Genomic DNA, 17,196 nt, shown 5'->3' with positions numbered 1-17,196 from the left:
GTGCTCCCCCATGTCCGACAAGCAGCTTCTTCATATCGTGATCGGCGGCGAACTGAAGGATGTCGCCGGAACCGAGTTCCGTGACCTCTCGAAGGTGGAATTCGTCGGCGCCTACCCGACCTACAACGACGCCCACGCCGCCTGGAAGGCCAAGGCGCAGGCCACGGTCGACAACGCCCACGCGCGGTATTTCATCATCCACGCCCACAAGCTGCTGGACCCGAGCGCGGCGTAAGACCCCCTCAGTCGGCTTCGCCGACAGCTCCCCCAGAGGGGGAGCATCTTTCGGCGTAAATCCTCCCCCTCTGGGGGAGGTGGCCCGGAGGGCCGGAGGGGGTCACTCCCGCCGCAGCAGCTTGTCGGTCAGCATCTTGCCGAGCATGCCGGCGCGGAAGGTCTTCTTCATCGCCACCGGATCGTAGTCGTCGCTGTCCACCCACTGGGTGAAGGTCAGGCCCTTGGGCGCGCCGCGCTCCAGGTACTGGTCGAAGGTGTAGTCGAGCACGCCGGTGTTGCCCTCCTTGATGTGGAGGTAGCGGCCCGACAGCTGCTTCTTGGCCTCCTCGATCGGCAGGCCCAGGCGATAGTGGGCGTAGAGCACGCTCATGATGCCCGCCCTGTCGGCTCCCGACTTGCAGTGGATCAGGGCCGGGTACTCGATCGTCTCGAACAGTTCCTTGGCGCCGTGCACGCGGGCGCGGATCGGCACCTCGCGCGAGGTGATGGTGAAATCGACCATCTTGATGCCCAGGCGCTCGCAGGCGTCCTTCTCCAGCGCATAGAAGCTGCCATCGAAGCCGCCGCGCAGGTTCACCACCGTCTTGATGCCCTGCTTCTTCCACCAGGCCAGCTGGAACGGCCAGGGCTGGTTGGTGCGCACGAGCTCGGGGCTGACCCAGTGGGCGTTGGTGAAGCCCACACGCAGGTAGGCGTGATCGTTCCACATGTAGTGGAGGTAGGTCTTGAAGCGCCCCCAGCGCGTGGAAAGGTCGAAACCGGCCAAGTGGCGATCCTCTGAAAACGCGCCTAGATAGGGCCCACAGGGGATTATTGCAAAACCCCGTGTCGTTTGCCGCTGCACTGCGGCGCCGGCGTCCTTGACAGCCCTCCTTCGAAATCCGACCCCTCGCCCATGACCGACGCCGCCAAGACCGAGACCTCCAACCGCGCCCTGGCCGCGCGGGTCTGGCGCGACTTCCTGCGGCCGCGCTGGAAGGGACTGCTGGTTTCCCTGGCCGCCGCCGTGATCGTGGCGACCTTGAGCGGCCAGCTGGCCCAGATCATCCAGCCGGCGATCGACGAGCTGATCACCCATCCCCAGCCGGGGGCCATCTTGCGGATCCCCGCGATCATCGCCGCCCTGGCGATCGGACGCGGCCTGTTCCAGGTGCTGCAATCGGTGCTGATCAGCCGCATCGGCAACGGCGTCGTCGGCGACATGCAGGTGCGGTTGTTCGGCAAGCTGGTCCGGGCCGACCTCGCCCGCCTGCGCGGCGCCCACTCGGGATCCTACGTCTCCTCGGTGCTCTACGACGCCGGCCTGATCCGCGAAGCGGCGACGACGGGCGTGGTCAACTATGTGCGCGAGTTCCTGACCGTGATCGCCGCGCTCTACGTGATGTTCACCCTCGACCCGATCCTGGCGGGCGGCATCATCGTGCTGGCTCCCCTGGCCAGCCTGATCATGCGGCGCTTCTCGAAGAAGACCACCAAGGCCGCCAAGGGCGCGATGGGAGAGACCTCCAACCTGTCGACCGCGATCATGGAGAGCCTGGACGGCATCAAGATCGTCAAGATGGAGAACCGCGAAGCCTATGAAGAGGGCCGGGTCGCCACGGTGGTCGAGCGCCGCCAGCACCACCTGATCAAGGGCAGCAACGCCAAGGCCATGGCCGCGCCGGCCACCGAGGCCTTCACCACCCTGATCGTCGCCGCCGTCTTCGTCTATGCCGGGTGGCGGGCGACCGCCGGCGCCGGCGTTCTGGGCGGCACCCTGACCGCCGGCGCCTTCTTCGCCTTCCTCACCGCCCTGCTGATGGCCGCCCAGTCGCTGCGCCAGGTGGCCAACCTGCAGACGGTGTTCAGCGAAGGCTTCACCGCCGCCCGCCGGCTGTTCGCCGCTCTCGACGTCGCGCCGGCCATCGTCGAGCCGGCCGGCGCCGCCCCCATTCCGCCCGGCGACGGCGTGGTGGTCCTGGACCATGTCGACTTCGCCTATGGCGAAAACGCCCCGGCCCTGTCCGACGTGTCGCTGCACGTGCGCCGGGGCGAGACCGTCGCCCTGGTCGGCCCGTCCGGCGGCGGCAAGAGCTCGATCCTCAACCTGATCCCGCGCTTCTACGACGTGGCGGGCGGCTCGGTGAGCATCGACGGCCACGACGTGCGCTCGGTGACCCTGGCCAGCTTGCGCGACCGCATCGCTCTGGTCACCCAGGAGCCGTTCCTGTTCGACGACACCATCCGCGCCAACATCGCCTACGCCAAGCCGGACGCGACGGACGCGCAGATCGAGGCCGCCGCCGCCCAGGCCGCCGCCCACGACTTCGTCAGCGCCCTGCCCGAAGGCTACGAGACCCGGGTCGGCGAGGCCGGCGCGCGCCTGTCCGGCGGCCAGCGCCAGCGCATCGCCATCGCCCGGGCCTTCCTGAAGAACGCCCCGATCCTGCTGCTCGACGAGGCCACCAGCGCGCTCGACACCGAGAGCGAGGCCCTGGTCCAGGCGGCGCTGGAGCGGCTGATGGCCGGCCGGGCCACCATCCTGATCGCCCACCGCCTGTCGACCGTGAAGCACGCCGACCGCATCTACGTGATCGACAAGGGCCGCGTCGTCGAGACCGGAACCCACGCCGGCCTGGTCCGCGCCAAGGGGCTGTACGCCCGCCTGGCCAAGGCCCAGGACCTGGATCACGCGCCCCCCGCTCTCGGCTCCGAGGAGACCGCCTCTTGAGGCCCCTGCGTTCGCCCATCGTCATCAAGATCCTGTCCTCGATCTTCGCCGGCTACACCAAGCTGGTCTTCGCCACCCTGCGCCTGACCGTCGAGGGCCAGGACAAGGCCGAGGGCGTATGGGCGGAAGGGCGCACCAAGGGGACCGGCGCGATCCTGTGCCTGTGGCACTCGCGCATCCCGCTCTCGCCGCTCAGCTGGCCGCAGAGCCCGGCCCGCCAGGACATGCGCGCCCTGATCTCGCTGTCCAACGACGGCGAGTTCATCGCCCGGACCATGGAAAAGCTGGGCTTTCCGGCCATCCGCGGCTCCTCGGCCAAGAAGAGCGACCTGGGCAAGAACAAGCACGGCGAGCAGGCCTTCCGCGACATGATCAAGTGGGTCAAGGACGGCGGCGGCATGGCCATCACCCCCGACGGCCCGCGCGGCCCGGCCGAGCACATGGAAAAGGGCACCCCAACCCTGGCCCGCTTCACCGGCGCCCCGGTGCTGTTCGTCGGCCTGGCCGCCAAGCCCTGCATCCGCCTGGGCTCCTGGGACCAGACGATGGTCCCCCTGCCCTTCGCCAAGGCCGCCATGGTCTGGGACGGCCCGACCGGGGCGGCGCGCGGGGATAATCCCGAGGCGCTGGTGGCCGAATGGGAGGCGCGGCTGTCGGCGGTGACCCGGCGCGCCGAAGAGATCGTAGGGCTGTGATCCTTCTCCCCTTGCGGGAGAAGGTGGCGGCGAAGCCGACGGATGAGGGGTCTCTCAAAAATCGGACGCCTCGCCCAGTCTGACCGCTGCACACGGTGTTTAGGTTTGAGAGACCCCTCACCCGACCTCCCTCCGGGAGGCCACCCTCTCCCGCAAGGGGAGAGGGACTTGGAATATTGATCCCGCACCGCCTTGGTGGGATGTAGACCCCATGCCGCACGACCATCCGGGCCACGACCACGACCATCACGACCAGGGGCAGGGGCATGACCACGATCACGGTCATGACCATGCGCACGGGCACGACCATGGCCATTCCCACGGTCACGGGCACCATCACGGGCATGGCCACAGCCACGGCCACCACGGCCACAGCCACGCCCCGGCCGACTTCGGGCGCGCCTTCGCGATCGGCACGGCGCTGAACCTGGCCTTCGTGGCGGCCGAGGCCCTCGCCGGCTTCGTCACCGGTTCGCTGGCCCTGCTGGCCGACGCCGGCCACAATCTTTCGGACGTGCTGGGCCTCTTGCTGGCCTGGGGCGCGACGGTGCTGGCCAAGCGCGCGCCGACGGGCCGCCGCACCTACGGCCTGCGCAAGGGCACGATCCTGGCCTCGCTGACCAACGCCGCCCTGCTGCTGGTGGCCGTCGGCGCCATCGCCTGGGAGGCCGTGCGCCGCTTCGCCGATCCGCAACCGGTCGAGATCGGCCCGGTGATGGTCGTCGCCGCCATCGGCATCGCCATCAACACCGCCACGGCCCTGATGTTCATGCGCGGCAGCAAGGACGACCTCAACGTGCGCGGGGCCTTCCTGCACATGGCCGCCGACGCCGCCGTCTCGGCCGGGGTGGTGGTCGCCGCGCTCGCCATGTGGGCCACCGGCTGGCTGTGGCTGGACCCCGTGGTCAGCCTGGCCATCGTCGTGGTCATCGTGCTGGGCACCTGGGGCCTGCTGCGCGACTCCCTGGACCTGGCGCTGGACGCCGCCCCGCGCGGCATCGACCCCAAGGCCGTGGCCGACTGGCTGGCCGCCCGTCCCGGCGTGGCCGAGGTGCACGACCTGCACATCTGGGCCATGAGCACCACCGAGACGGCCATGACCGCCCACATCGTCCGCCCCGACGAGACCGACCACGACCAGTTCCTGCACGACGTCTGCGGCGAGCTTTCCAAGCGCTTCGCCATCGGCCACGCCACGATCCAGATCGAGCGCGGCGGCCACGCCCACCCCTGCGCCCTGGCGGCCGAAGGCAGCGTGTGAGCCTGCCCTTCTCCCTGGCGCTGTACCGCGCCGCGACCACGGCCCTGACGCCGGTCGCCCCGGCCCTGCTGCGCCGCCGGGCGGCCAAGGGCAAGGAAGACCCCGCCCGCCTGAACGAGCGCCTGGGCAAGCCCGCCATCCCGCGCCCCGACGGCGTGCTGGTCTGGCTGCACGGGGCCAGCGTCGGCGAGAGCCTGTCGATCCTGCCGCTGGTCGAGCGCTTGCGGGCCGAGCGGCCGCACGCGGCGATCCTGGTCACCTCGGGCACCGTCACCTCGGCCGAGCTGCTGGCCCGGCGGCTGCCCGACGGCGCGATCCACCAGTACCTGCCGGTCGACACCCCGGGCGGCGCCGCGCGCTTCCTCGACCACTGGCGGCCGGACCTGGCCGTCTTCGTCGAGAGCGAGCTGTGGCCCAACCTGCTGCTGGCCGCCAAGGCGCGCGGGACCAAGCTGGCGCTCGTCTCGGCCAAGCTGTCGGACAAGAGCTACAATAGCTGGCAAACCCGCCCGCTGGCGGCGGCCTGGCTGTTTTCGGGCTTCGACCTGATCCTGGCCCAGGACGGCCGCGCCGCCGACCGCTTCGCCAGCCTGGGCGGAACCGTGGCCGGCGAGGCCGACCTGAAGTTCGGCTCGGCGTCCCTGCCGGTCGACGAAGCCGAATACGCCCGCCTGCGCTTCCAGCTGACCGACCGGCCGCTGCTGCTGGCCGCCAGCACCCACCCGGGCGAGGACGAGGTCATCCTCGACGCCGTGGCCGGCTTCCACCTGGCCCCGCGCCTGGTGATCGTCCCCCGCCATCCGGTGCGCGGCGAGGAGATCCTCGAGATGGCCCGCGAGCGTGGCCTCGAGGCCGTGCGCCGCAGCCGCTCGCCCGATACGATGGCCGAGGTGATCGTCGCCGACACCCTGGGCGAGATGGGCCTGTGGTACCGCCTGGCCGACCTCGCCTTGGTCTGTGGCAGCCTCGTGCCCGGGATCGGCGGCCACAACCCGCTGGAGCCGGCGCGGCTGGACTGCCCTGTGGTCTCAGGCCCGCATGTCGAGAACTGGCTGACGGCCTTCGGCGACCTCGCCGCCGTTGAGGGCGTGGCCTATGCCGACGCCTCGGTGCTGGGCGAGCGGCTGTCGGTCCTGCTCGAGACGCCCGAACGGCTGAAGGCCCAGGCCGCCCGCGCCAAGGCCTTCGTCGAGGCCCGCGACGCCGCCGCCCGGGCGGGCCTGTCGCGCATTCTGGAACTGGTCCCCCTCAACCCTGGACCGGAGGCGGCTGCATGAAGCTTTCCACCCCCCGCTGGTGGTATCGCCGCGAAGGCGGCCCCGCCCCCCTGACCCGCGCCCTGCTGACCCCGCTGTCGTGGCTGTGGGCCAGCGCCACGGCCCGCCGCATCGCCAAGGCCAGCCCCGAAGATCCCGGCGCGCCGGTGATCTGCGTCGGCAACCTCACCGCCGGCGGCGTGGGCAAGACGCCGATCGTGCGCGAGCTGCTGCTGGTGCTCACGAACGGCGGGGTGGCGGCCCATGGCCTGTCGCGCGGCTATGGCGGCTCGCTGAAGGGGCCGCTGCGGGTGGATCCCGCGCGCCACAAGGCCGGAGAGGTCGGCGACGAGCCGCTGATGCTGGCCCAGGACTTCCCGATCTGGATCTCGCGCGACCGCGTCGCCGGAGCCAAGGCCGCCGCCGCGGCCGGCGCCCAGGTCATCGTCATGGACGACGGCCACCAGAACCCGGACCTGGCCAAGACCCTGTCGCTGGTGGTGGTCGACGGCGAGACCCGCGACGACGAGTGGCCGTTCGGCGACGGCCGGGTGTTCCCCGCCGGGCCGATGCGCGAGCCCCTGGCCGTGGGTCTGGCCCGCGCCGACGCGGTGATCGTGCTGCTGCCGGCCGACCTGCCGCAGGCCGATCCGGAGCTGCTGGCCCTGCTGGCCTCCAAGCCCGTGCTGATCGCCCGCCTGGAGCCGGCCGCCCCGCCGCCGGGCGGCCCGCAGGTGGGCTTCGCCGGCGTCGGCAAGCCGTGGAAGGTCGAGCGCGCCCTGCAGGCCGCCGGCTGCGACCTCGTCGACTTCGCCCCCTTCCCCGACCACGGGACCTACAGCGAGGACACCCTGCGGGGCCTCGCCGAACGGGCGCGGGACCTGGGCGCCAGCCTGGTCACGACGGAGAAGGACTGGATCCGCCTGCCCCCCGCCTGGCGCGACCGCGTCGCCGCCTGGCCCGTGCGAGCGCGGTTCGAGGATGAGGAAGCGCTGGCGCGGGTGCTGGCGGGCCTGGGATAATCCTTCTCCCCTTGCGGGAGAAGGTGGCGGCGAAGCCGACGGATGAGGGGTCTCTCAGACCTGAGACGCCTCACCCAGCCTGATCGCCGCACGCGGCTTTTGAGTTCTGAGAGACCCCTCACCCGACCTCCCTCCGGGAGGCCACCCTCTCCCGCAAGGGGAGAGGGATTATTTGACGACCACGCCGCCCTTGATCACGTGATCCACCTTCTGGAGCACGCTCACATCGGCCAGCGGGTCGCCCTCGACCGCGATCAGGTCGGCCGCCTTGCCCGGCGCCAGCGAGCCGGCGTCGGCGGTGATGCCCAGATGGTCGGCCGCATTGACGGTCGCCGTGCGGATGGCCTCGATCGGCGACAGCCCCGCGCGCGTCAGCAGCACGAACTCATAGGCGTTGTCGCCGTGCGCCGAGACGCCGCTGTCGGTGCCGAAGGCGATCTTGACGCCGCCGTCGTGGGCGCGGCGGGCCATGTCGAGCATCTTGGGGCCGGCTTCCAGCGCCTTGGCGGTCTGGGCGGGGGTGAAGAAGTTGCCCGGGCTGGCGGCGATGCGGGCCACGAAGTCGCCGGCCATCAGGGTCGGCACCAGATAGGCGCCGTTCTTCTTGAAGAGGGCGATGCTCTCGCCATCGAGATAGGTGCCGTGCTCGATGGAGTCGCCGCCGGCCTTGAGGAAGGCGTTGATGCCGTCCACCCCGTGGGCGTGGGCGGTGACGCGGCGGCCCATGCGGTGGGCGCTCTCGACGATGGCGGCCAGTTCGCTGTCGCTGAACTGCTGGGACAGGCCCGCGGCGGTGTTGGAGAGCACGCCGCCCGTGGCGGTGATCTTGATCACGTCGGCGCCGCGCCAGACCTGCTCGCGCACCGCGCGGCGGCAGTCGTCGGGGCCCGAGCACACCGACTCCGGCCGCAGCACGTGCATGACGTCCTCGCGGAAGCCGTTGATGTCGCCGTGGCCGCCGTGGATCGACACGGCCGAGCCGGCGGCGATGATCCGCGGGCCGACCACATCGCCGCGCTTGATGCCGGCGCGCAGGGCGAAGATGGCGTCGTTGTCGGCGCCCAGGTCGGCGACGGTGGTGAAGCCGGCCATCAGGGTCTTGCGGGCGTAGCCGGCCCCGATCATCGCCTGGTCGGCCGAAGACTGGGTAACCTCGTCGAGGCGTGAATTGGGGCCCTGCTGGCCCGTCAGGTGCACGTGGCTGTCGATCAGGCCGGGCAGGACGAAGCGGTCCTTGAGGTCGACCACGACCCCGCCGGGCTCGGACACGTAGCCGTCGGCGATCCGCACCACCTTGCCGTCCTGCAAGATCACGGTCTTGGCGGTCTCGACCTTGCCGGTGGCCGGGTCGGCCAGCAGCTTGCCGGCCTGGACGAAGGTCAGCGGGCCCGCAGCCTGGGCGGCGGCGAACGACAGGGCGGCGGCCGCGACGCCGAGCGCGGCGGCGGCCAGGGTACGGATACGCATGGAATAGGCCCCTCTGGAACGATCGCCCCTCCCCAGGGGCGTTTGGCGGCAGGATGAGCGCGGCGGCGCGGGGCTGTCACGCCATTTTCTTTCGGCGGAGGGCCGACTTCACACCGTAAAATCCCCGCGAAAGCGGGGACCCAGGCTTTTTTCTGAAAGGCAGGACGCTCGACGATAAAACACCTGGGTCCCCGCTTTCGCGGGGATTTTACGGATGAGAGATCAGGCCCCCGCCCTCTTGGCGAAGCTCCACGCGCCCTTGGCCAGCACCGGCACCCGGGCCTCCATCAGCTGCGCATGGGCGCTGGCCGCCGTGCCGTCCCGCACGCGGCCGACGATGCCCTGGCAGATGCCGGCCAGGCGGAAGAGGTTGTAGCTGAAGTACCAGTCCAGCTGCGGCAGCCCCTCGCGTCCGGTGGCGGCGCAGTAGCGGGCCACGGCCTCGTCGATCGTGGGGATGCCGTAGGCGGTCAGGTCGGTGATCTCGGCCAGGCCCCCGCGCTGGTCGGACGGCATCACCCAGTTCATCAGGAAATAGGTGAAGTCGGCCAGCGGATTGCCCAGGGTCGACAGCTCCCAGTCCAGCACCGCGATCACCTTCGGCTCGGTCGGATGCAGGATCATGTTGTCGAGGCGGTAGTCGCCATGGACGATCGAGGTCTGGTCGTCGGCGGGCGCGCTGGCGGCCAGCCAGTCGATCAGCCGGTCCATCTCGTCGATCTTCGTGGTCTCGCTGGCGCGGTACTGCTTGGTCCAGCGGTCGATCTGGCGGGTGAAGTAGTTGCCCGGCTTGCCGTAGTCGGCCAGGCCGACGGCGGCGTAGTCGACATTGTGCAGGACCGCCAGGGTGTCGATCTGGGCCTCGTAGATCGCCCGACGCTCGGCCGGCTGGTAGTCCGGCAGGGTCCCGTCCCAGAGAATGCGGCCCTCGATATTGTCCATCACGTAGAAGATCGTGCCGATCACGCCCTCGTCCATGCACAGGGCGTAGGGCCGGGCGACCGGGAAGCTGGCCTTGTGCAGGCCCGAGATCACCTTGAACTCACGATCGACGGCGTGGGCGCTAGGCAGCAGCTTGCCGGGCGGCTTGCGGCGCAGGACGTAGCGCTTGGCGGGCGTGACCAGCTGGTAGGTGGGATTGCTCTGGCCGCCCTTGAACTGGCGCACCTCCAGCGGACCGGCATAGCCCTCGACGTTGGCCTCCAGCCACGCGGCCAGGGCGGCCTCGTCGATCGCATGGCGCGGATCGACCGGCTTGGTGCCCGAATTCAGCTCCTGAGCGGACGGCTCGGCCACGGCGCTTCACTCCCAACATTTGTTTGAATGGGAGTTTAGAGGGCCGCGAGGCGCGTGCAAGCCTTCCTTCTCCCCTTGCGGGAGAAGGTGGCGGCCGAAGGCCGACGGATGAGGGGTCGAAAGCCCTGTCCGGAGAGGTCTGAGAGACCCCTCATCCGACCTCCCTTCGGGAGGCCACCCTCTCCCGCAAGGGGAGAGGGATCAGGTCAGAGCGCCCGCCAGCCGATGTCGCTGCGATAGAACCCGCCCTCGAGGCTCACCGTGCCCAGCGCCGCATAGGCCACGTCGCGGGCCTCGTGCAGGGTCGCGCCCAGGGCGCAGACATTGAGCACGCGGCCGCCCGAAGCCACCAGGTTTCCGTCGGCGTCGCGGGTCGTGCCGGCGTGGAAGATCTCGGCCTCGTGGCCGTAGTCGGCCTCGGCGCCCTGGATCAGGCCGCCGGTCTTGGGGGCGTCGGGATAGCCCTCGGCGGCCAGCACCACGCAGATCGCCGCCTCGTCGCGCCACTTGGGCGGCTCGGCCGAAGCCAGCTCGCCCTTGGCCGCGGCCAGCAGGATCGGGACGATGTCGCTCTCCAGGCGCAGCATCAGCACCTGGCATTCCGGATCGCCGAAGCGGGCGTTGTATTCCACGAGCTTGGGCCCCGTCGGCGTCAGCATCAGGCCGGCATAGAGCACGCCGACATAAGGATTGCCCTCGGCGGCCATGCCCTCGACGGTCGGCACGATCAGCTCGCGCCAGGCCTGCTCGACCAGGGCCTCGGTCAGGACGGGCGGCGGCGAATAGGTGCCCATGCCGCCGGTGTTGGGACCCGTATCGCCGTCATAGGCGCGCTTGTGGTCCTGGGCCGCGCCGAACAGCACGGCGGTCTTGCCGTCGGAGAGGGCGAACAGCGAGGCCTCCTCGCCGTGCATGAACTCCTCGATGACGACGCGGGCGCCGGCCGAGCCGAAGCGGCCGCCCAGCATGTCGACCACGGCGGCGTCGGCCGCCTCGCGGGTTTCGGCGATGACCACGCCCTTGCCGGCCGCCAGGCCGTCGGCCTTGATCACGAACGGCGCTTCCAGGGTGTCGAGGAAGGCGCTCGCGCTGCCTGCATCCTCGAACACGCCGTAGGCGGCGGTCGGCAGGTCGTGGCGCTTGCAGAAGTCCTTGGTGAAGGCCTTGGAGGTCTCCAGCTGGGCGGCGCGCTGGCTGCCGCCGAAGCAGGGGATCCCCACCTCCGCCAGCTTGTCAGCCAGGCCGACCTCCAGCGCCGATTCCGGGCCGACCACCACCAGGTCCGCGCCGATCTCCTGGGCCAGGGCCACCAGGCCGTCGGCGTCGGTCGCCTTGACCGGTTTCAGCTCGGCCACGGCCGCGATGCCCGGATTGCCCGGCGCGGCGACCAGTCGGCCGCACAGCGGCGAGGCCGCGATCTTCCAGGCCAGGGCGTGCTCGCGCCCGCCGGACCCGACGAGGAGGATGGTCAGCTTTTCCATGAGCCGGGGATGTCGCGCGGGCGCGGCCCCGGGTCAAGGTCGGGCTGCGTCCTATCGTCCCGCGCATGCGCCTGCGACGCTTGGCGCCGTTGCCCGCGGCGACGCTCGTAGGCTTCTTTGCGTGCGAATACGCGCGTCGGGGCTGGACGCGCCTGAGGGGGCGAACCGCGAGGTCATGGCCAGAGACAACAACCCGCATGCGCGCGACGCCGCGCCGGCCGACGCCGGCGCGCCCGCCACCTCGTCGACGCCCGAGGCCCTGCACTCCTGGGCCTTCCTCGACGCCGTGGTCGAGAGCGTGCCGGCCATGCTGGTGGTCAAGAACGGCCGCGACGGCCGCTTCGTGCTGGTCAACCGCGCCGGCGAAGAGCTGCTGGGCGTGCCCCGCGAGGCCCTGATCGGCCGCCGCGACGCCGACTTCTTCCCCGCCGACCAGGCCGCCTTCTTCGCCGAGATGGACCGCAAGGTGCTGGAGAGCGACGAGGTCTGGGTCATCGACGAGGAGCCCCTGAAGACCCCGCACAACGGCGACCGCTGGCTGCAGACCAAGAAGATCGCCATCCCCGGCGAGGGCGACGAGAAGCTGCTGCTGATCATCAGCGAGGACATCACCGAGCGGAAGGCCTCGGCCGTGGCCCTGGAGGCCGCGCTGGAAAGCGCCCGCGCCGCCAGCATCGCCAAGAGCGAATTCCTGGCCAATATGAGCCACGAGATCCGCACCCCGCTGAACGGCGTGCTGGGCATGGCCCAGGTGCTGGCCCAGACCGAGCTGACCCCGCGCCAGCGCGAGATGATGGACGTGATCCTGGGCTCGGGCCGCACGCTGAACGCCCTGCTCAGCGACATTCTGGATCTGGCCAAGGTCGAGGCCGGCGAGGTCGGGCTGGAGCCCGCCCCCTTCAACCTGCGCGGCGCGCTGATCGCCACCGCCGCCACCTTCGAGGGCCTGGCCCACCAGAAGGGCCTGAACTTCTCGCTGACCTTCGACGACGGCTTCCACGACCGGGTGAGCGGCGACGCCCTGAAGTTCGGCCAGATCGTCAGCAACCTGATCAGCAATGCGGTGAAGTTCACCAGCGAGGGCCATGTGGCCGTCCACGCCCGCACTCAGATCGAGGACGAGGCCATCCGCCTGGTCGTCATGGTCGAGGACACCGGCGAGGGCTTCACCCCGCAGGTGCAGGCCAGCCTGTTCGAGCGCTTCGTACAGGGCGACGGCTCGATCACCCGGCGGTTCGGCGGTTCGGGCCTGGGCCTGTCGATCGCCCGGCGCTTCGCCCGGCTGATGGACGGCGACATCGCCTGCCGCTCGACGCCCGGCGAGGGCGCCTGCTTCACCTTCACCGCCCGCCTGGACACCGCCGCCCCCGAAGACCCCGCGCCCGCCCGCCGCCCGGCCAGGGCGGCGACGCCGGAACGCCTGCGGGTGCTGCTGGCCGAGGACCACCCCACCAACCAGCGGGTCGTGGAGCTGATGCTCGACGGCGTCGCCGACCTGGTCATCACCGCCGACGGCGAGGCCGCCCTGGCGGCCTACGAGCGCCAGGCCTTCGATCTGGTTCTGATGGACACCCAGATGCCGGTGATGGACGGCCTGACCGCCATCAGCGAGATCCGCATGCGCGAGCGCGCCGCCGGCCGGCCCCGCATCCCGATCATCTCGCTGACCGCCAACGCCATGCCCCACCAGGTGGAGGCGTGCCTCGCCGCCGGCGCCGACCTGCACCTGGCCAAGCCGATCACCGTCTCGGCCCTGTTCGACAGCATCGCCCAGGCCTGCGACCTGGCGGGGGAAGCGGACTAGGGGGCTGCGGCTCAGGGGTTACGCCACTCTCCTTCCATCCCGTCATTCCCGCCCTTGTGGCGGGAACCCCTGGTTCCGCTTCCACGTGAGGCGCAAGCGGCGTGCTGAGCACGCCGCCCCATCCGCCCTTGCAGCTGACAGAGGGGTTCTCGCCACAAGGGCGAGAATGACGGACGTTATTGGAGGCGGTGCTCGGGCCCCGCCACGGCCGGATCGTCCAAGCCCCGCACGCCGATCGCGCGTCTGCTGACGGCCTCGCCGCCGGGAGCCCCGCCATGAGCCTCGCCTATCCCCAGGGCCGCACCGCCCTGCTGTTCGTCGATCCCTACAACGACTTCCTGGCCGACGGCGGCAAGCTGTGGCCCAGGGTGGCGGCGACGAAGGGCGCCGAAGGCCTGCACGGGCGGCTGAAGGCCGTGGTCGCCGCGGCGCGGAGCGCGGGCCTGCCGTTGTTCGTCGTGCCCCACCACCGCTTCGCCCTGGGCGATCTGGACGGCTGGAAGCATCCCTCGCCCTATCTGCAGGGCAGCGCCCGGGCCCTGGTGTTCGAGAAGGACGCCTGGGGCGGGGAGTGGCATCCCGACTTCGCGCCCCTGCCCGGCGACGTGATCGTGACCGAGCACTGGGGGTCGAGCGGCTTCGCCAACACCGACCTCGACTACCGCCTCAAGCAGCGCGAGATCACCCACGTGATCCTGATCGGCCTGGTGGCCAACACCTGCATCGAGGGCACCGGCCGTTTCGCCGCCGAGTTGGGCTATCACGTCACCCTGGTCACCGACGCCACGGCGGCGTTCTCGGACGAGGCCCTGCACGCGGCCCACGCCATCAACGCCCCGACCTACGCCCACGCCATCGTGACGGCCGAGGAGGTGACGGCCGCGATCGGCGCCTAGCGGCTGCGTGTCGCGACGCTGAAGCGGGGCGCCGCCGGGGTTTGGGCCTGAGCTTTGACCTGACGTAGCTCGGCGCGCGCCTGGCGGACGATCTGCCAGCCGCCTTGCAGAGCCAGGCCCGCCATCACCGCGGCCACCACCAGGTCGGGCCAGCGCGAGCCCGTGCCCAGCACGCCGGCGGCCGCCAGCATCACCGCCACGTTGCCGATGGCGTCGTTGCGCGAGCAGATCCAAACCGAGCGCATGTTGGCGTCGCCGGTGCGGAAGCCGAACAGCAGGACCGCGACCCCGGCGTTGGCGACCAGGGCGATCAGGCCCAGGGTTCCCATCACCGGCGCCTCGGGCGTGCGGCCGGCGATCACGCCCCAGACGGTCATGGCCGACACCCAGCCGCCGAACAGCAGCATGGTCGCGCCCTTCAGCAGCGCCGCCCGCGCCCGCCAGGTCAGGGCTAGGCCCGCCACGCCCAGGCTGATGGCGTAGTTGGCCGCGTCGCCCAGGAAATCCAGGGAGTCGGCCTGCAGCGCCGCCGAGCCCGACAAGAGCCCCGCCGCGCCCTCGGCCAGGAACATGCCGCCGTTGACAACGAGGGCGATCCACAGCGCCAGCCGCCAGCGCCCCGACGGCGCGGGGGCGTCGGCCTTGCACAGATCATCGCCGCAGCAATTGGCCATCTGGAGCCTCCTTCAAAGAGGCCCTATGTCTGCACCCTGTAGTCGCTACAGGGTCAAGAGCATGTCAGCGCTTTCTATCGGCGACCTTTCCCGCCGCACCGGCGTACCGGTCGAGACCATCCGCTATTACGAGCGCATGGGCCTGCTGCCCGAGCCTCCGCGCACCGACGGCAACTATCGCGCCTACGAGGCCGCGCACGAACGGCGACTGGCCTTCGTCAAGCGCTCGCGGGATCTGGGCTTCGGCCTCGACCGCATCCGCGCCCTGCTCGACCTGGCCGACGCGACCGACCGCCCCTGCGGCGAGGTCGACGCCCTGGCCCGCGACCAGCTGGCCGAGGTCGAACGCAAGATCGCCGACCTGCAGGTCATGCGCGAGGAACTGCGCGACATGCTCGACCACTGCCACAGCGACACGGTGGCCGACTGCGGGATCCTGGAGCGGCTGCGAGGGCGTTAGGCCGGTCGGTTGGCGACCGATATCGACGCAGCGATGCGGAACAATACCTGAACCGACGGCCTGGCCGGCGGCATTTTTCAAGCTTTTTCAAAGTTCAGGATATTTTCCCATGGTCACCTACACCCAACCGGGCGCCGGCGCGGCGACGCGCTCCGTCGACGCCAAGATCGCCGAGATCCGCTCTGCCGAGGACTACGGCGCGGCCGGAACCGGCGCCGGCGACGACGGCCCCGCCCTGCAATCGGCCCTCGCCAGCTACACGGCCGGCGCCCTCACCGGCGGCAAGGTCAAGGCCGCCGGCCGCTACCGCGTCGCCACCTCGGTCGCCCTGCCCCAGGGCGCGGTGCTGAGCGGCGACGACGTCAGCCCCGAGCAGCCTCGCGTCGGCCAGTCGATCTTCGACCGCCCCTCGCTGATCCGTCTCGTGCCCAGCGCCACCGTCACCCTCGGCCGGGGCGCGGCGATCGAGAACCTGTCGATCGTGCAGGACCTGCCCGACACCAGCGAGCCGCCGCTGAACGACACGGCGATCGCCGCCCTGCTGGCCGACTACAGCGGCGTCGGCGTCACCGCCAACCGCACCGGCGGAGCCGTGCGCAACGCTTTCGTCGCCGGCTTCGACACCTGCGTCCTGGCCGACATGACCGCGCCGGCCGGCGGCACGGGCATCGACGGCGGCCGGATCAATCTCAGCAACCTGCGGCTGGACGGCAAGAACGGCGTCCGCCTCAAGGGCGCCAGAGACGTCTCGCGCATCGTCGACGTCCACTTCTGGCCGTTCGTCACCGCCCATGTGAACGACGCCACCAAGGCCAATCTCAAGCGACCCGGCGCGGGCCTCTATCTGGAGGGGACCAACGAGTTCACCTGCATCGAGCGCTTCTTCGCCTTCGGGGCCGCGCGGGGCATGGTGTTCGACGGCGCCAACGACGTCTTCGCCACCGACTGCCAGATCGACCATCCCGACGCCGTCGGCAATGTCGCGGTCGACATCCTGAACGGCGCCTACGCCATCCACCTGGTCAACCTGCACACCGAGGCCCAGCAGGTGGGCGTGCGGATCAACAGCGTCGGCCCGGCCGGCGCCCAGGGCGCCGCCCGCGAGGTCGTGGCCGACATTCGGGGCGGCCGCATCGTCGCGACGGACATCTGCGTCGATATCCAGAACGGCGACACGCTGATCGACGGCGTGGTCTTCCGTGCGGCGGCGGTCAAGATCCGGGTGGGCGCGATCGCCGACAACGTCACGATCGTCAATCCGGTGTTCGACGACGCGGGCGTGGCGATCAAGATCGACGCGGGCTTCACCGGCCGCTGCAAGATCGACCTGGGCCTGCCGTGCCTGGGAACGCCGGTGTTCGACATCCCCGACGCCCTGATCACCGCGGGCCGGGTGGTGATCCACGACCCGTACAACTACACGGGCAAGGCGGCGGTCAGCGCCCAGTCGGAACGCAATGCCGGCAAACTCAATGTCGGGACGGCCGCCCTGACCGCGCCGATGTTCGGCGTGATCCAGGCCTCGGTAGCGGCTGGTTCGCCCCACTACGCCTTCTGGAAGGACGACGGCGCGAACGACGCCAAGCTGGCCGACATCGTGTTCGACGGGCAGAATTTCTACGCTCGCCGGCTCAGCAACGATGGCCTGACGGTGCACAGCGCCGTCCGCATCGCCGATACCGGCGTCCCTACCAGTACGTCCTGATCCGGCGCCAGCAGCCGGATGGAAATCGGGGGGCGGCGCGCTGCGCCGCCCCTTTTTATCACGCCGCTTCGACGTCCAGCGAGTAGCCGGCCGAGCGGACGGTGCGGATCGGGTCGGCTTCGGCGGCGCCGTTCAGCGCCTTGCGCAGGCGGCCGATGTGGACGTCGACGGTGCGGGCAGCGACACGGTGGCCGACTGCGGGATCCTGGAGCGGCTGCGAGGACGCTGAAGG

15 protein-coding genes and 1 pseudogene are annotated in these 17,196 nt (G+C 70.6%); 10 read left to right on the top strand and 6 right to left on the bottom strand.

What is annotated here, in order from left to right; genetic code table 11:
* The first annotated feature begins 10 nt into the window (after positions 1–10).
* On the top strand, positions 11–235 hold the full coding sequence (locus AC2YHT_RS21540; protein WP_101716954.1) for a DUF4170 domain-containing protein: 225 nt from the start codon (positions 11–13) through the stop codon (positions 233–235).
* 102 nt (positions 236–337) lie between these two features.
* Here AC2YHT_RS21540 and AC2YHT_RS21535 read toward each other — a convergent pair whose 3' ends face one another.
* Complete coding sequence (locus AC2YHT_RS21535) at positions 338–1,003, bottom strand: fused DSP-PTPase phosphatase/NAD kinase-like protein (protein WP_487291929.1); 666 nt, start codon at positions 1,001–1,003, stop codon at positions 338–340.
* Positions 1,004–1,132: 129 nt separating this feature from the next.
* Here AC2YHT_RS21535 and AC2YHT_RS21530 point away from each other — a divergent pair, with 129 nt between their 5' ends.
* From AC2YHT_RS21530 to lpxK, 5 genes are all read left to right on the top strand, one after another.
* Positions 1,133–2,947, top strand: coding sequence for an ABC transporter ATP-binding protein (locus AC2YHT_RS21530; protein WP_487291928.1), 1,815 nt, complete (start codon positions 1,133–1,135; stop codon positions 2,945–2,947).
* On the top strand, positions 2,944–3,642 hold the full coding sequence (locus tag AC2YHT_RS21525) for a lysophospholipid acyltransferase family protein (RefSeq protein ID WP_487291927.1): 699 nt from the start codon (positions 2,944–2,946) through the stop codon (positions 3,640–3,642). The genes AC2YHT_RS21530 and AC2YHT_RS21525 overlap by 4 nt, the downstream gene beginning before the upstream one ends.
* Positions 3,643–3,853: 211 nt before the next feature.
* Positions 3,854–4,903, top strand: a complete 1,050-nt coding sequence (locus AC2YHT_RS21520) for a cation diffusion facilitator family transporter (protein ID WP_487291926.1) — start codon at positions 3,854–3,856, stop codon at positions 4,901–4,903.
* Positions 4,900–6,180, top strand: a complete 1,281-nt coding sequence (locus AC2YHT_RS21515) for a 3-deoxy-D-manno-octulosonic acid transferase (protein ID WP_487291925.1) — start codon at positions 4,900–4,902, stop codon at positions 6,178–6,180. Before AC2YHT_RS21520 ends, AC2YHT_RS21515 begins: the two co-directional genes overlap by 4 nt.
* Entirely contained in the window at positions 6,177–7,181 is a 1,005-nt protein-coding gene (gene lpxK / locus AC2YHT_RS21510; protein WP_487291924.1) for a tetraacyldisaccharide 4'-kinase, read from the top strand. Before AC2YHT_RS21515 ends, lpxK begins: the two co-directional genes overlap by 4 nt.
* Positions 7,182–7,349: 168 nt before the next feature.
* Here the strand turns inward: lpxK and AC2YHT_RS21505 are convergent, their stop codons facing one another.
* The 3 genes from AC2YHT_RS21505 to purD all read right to left on the bottom strand — a co-directional run bounded on the left by AC2YHT_RS21505 (position 7,350) and on the right by purD (position 11,425).
* A complete protein-coding gene (locus AC2YHT_RS21505; RefSeq protein WP_487291923.1) occupies positions 7,350–8,648 on the bottom strand; it encodes a metal-dependent hydrolase family protein in 1,299 nt (432 codons plus the stop codon).
* A 222-nt stretch (positions 8,649–8,870) separates the two neighbouring features.
* Complete coding sequence (locus tag AC2YHT_RS21500) at positions 8,871–9,944, bottom strand: phosphotransferase family protein (RefSeq protein WP_487291922.1); 1,074 nt, start codon at positions 9,942–9,944, stop codon at positions 8,871–8,873.
* Positions 9,945–10,150: 206 nt separating this feature from the next.
* Positions 10,151–11,425 (bottom strand): phosphoribosylamine--glycine ligase, encoded by a 1,275-nt coding sequence (gene purD, locus AC2YHT_RS21495; RefSeq protein WP_487291921.1) that lies wholly within the window; start codon positions 11,423–11,425, stop codon positions 10,151–10,153.
* 175 nt (positions 11,426–11,600) lie between these two features.
* On the opposite strand from purD, the gene AC2YHT_RS21490 reads away from it, so the two are divergent.
* Both AC2YHT_RS21490 and AC2YHT_RS21485 read left to right on the top strand, forming a co-directional pair.
* Positions 11,601–13,229 carry an ATP-binding protein gene (locus AC2YHT_RS21490; protein ID WP_487291920.1) on the top strand — a complete coding sequence of 543 codons (1,629 nt, stop codon included), beginning with the start codon at positions 11,601–11,603 and terminating at the stop codon, positions 13,227–13,229.
* Positions 13,230–13,504: 275 nt separating this feature from the next.
* Positions 13,505–14,125, top strand: a complete 621-nt coding sequence (locus AC2YHT_RS21485; RefSeq protein ID WP_487291919.1) for a cysteine hydrolase family protein — start codon at positions 13,505–13,507, stop codon at positions 14,123–14,125.
* Here AC2YHT_RS21485 and AC2YHT_RS21480 read toward each other — a convergent pair.
* Positions 14,122–14,799 (bottom strand): cation efflux transmembrane domain-containing protein, encoded by a 678-nt coding sequence (locus AC2YHT_RS21480; RefSeq protein WP_487291918.1) that lies wholly within the window; start codon positions 14,797–14,799, stop codon positions 14,122–14,124. The genes AC2YHT_RS21485 and AC2YHT_RS21480 overlap by 4 nt on opposite strands.
* A 61-nt stretch (positions 14,800–14,860) precedes the next feature.
* On the opposite strand from AC2YHT_RS21480, the gene AC2YHT_RS21475 reads away from it, so the two are divergent.
* Both AC2YHT_RS21475 and AC2YHT_RS21470 read left to right on the top strand, forming a co-directional pair.
* Positions 14,861–15,259, top strand: coding sequence for a MerR family transcriptional regulator (locus AC2YHT_RS21475; RefSeq protein WP_487291917.1), 399 nt, complete (start codon positions 14,861–14,863; stop codon positions 15,257–15,259).
* A gap of 109 nt (positions 15,260–15,368) precedes the next feature.
* On the top strand, positions 15,369–16,964 hold the full coding sequence (locus AC2YHT_RS21470; protein WP_487291916.1) for a hypothetical protein: 1,596 nt from the start codon (positions 15,369–15,371) through the stop codon (positions 16,962–16,964).
* Between the two features lie 58 nt (positions 16,965–17,022).
* On the opposite strand, the pseudogene AC2YHT_RS21465 reads toward AC2YHT_RS21470, so the two are convergent.
* A pseudogene (locus tag AC2YHT_RS21465) lies at positions 17,023–17,148 on the bottom strand (helix-turn-helix domain-containing protein); the annotation flags it as partial.
* Positions 17,149–17,196: the final 48 nt, after the last annotated feature.

Source organism: Caulobacter sp. SRI_008 (assembly GCF_057586355.1).
The sequence above is the reverse complement of the archived record's forward strand: the minus strand, read 5'-3'. Positions and strand labels throughout refer to the sequence as shown.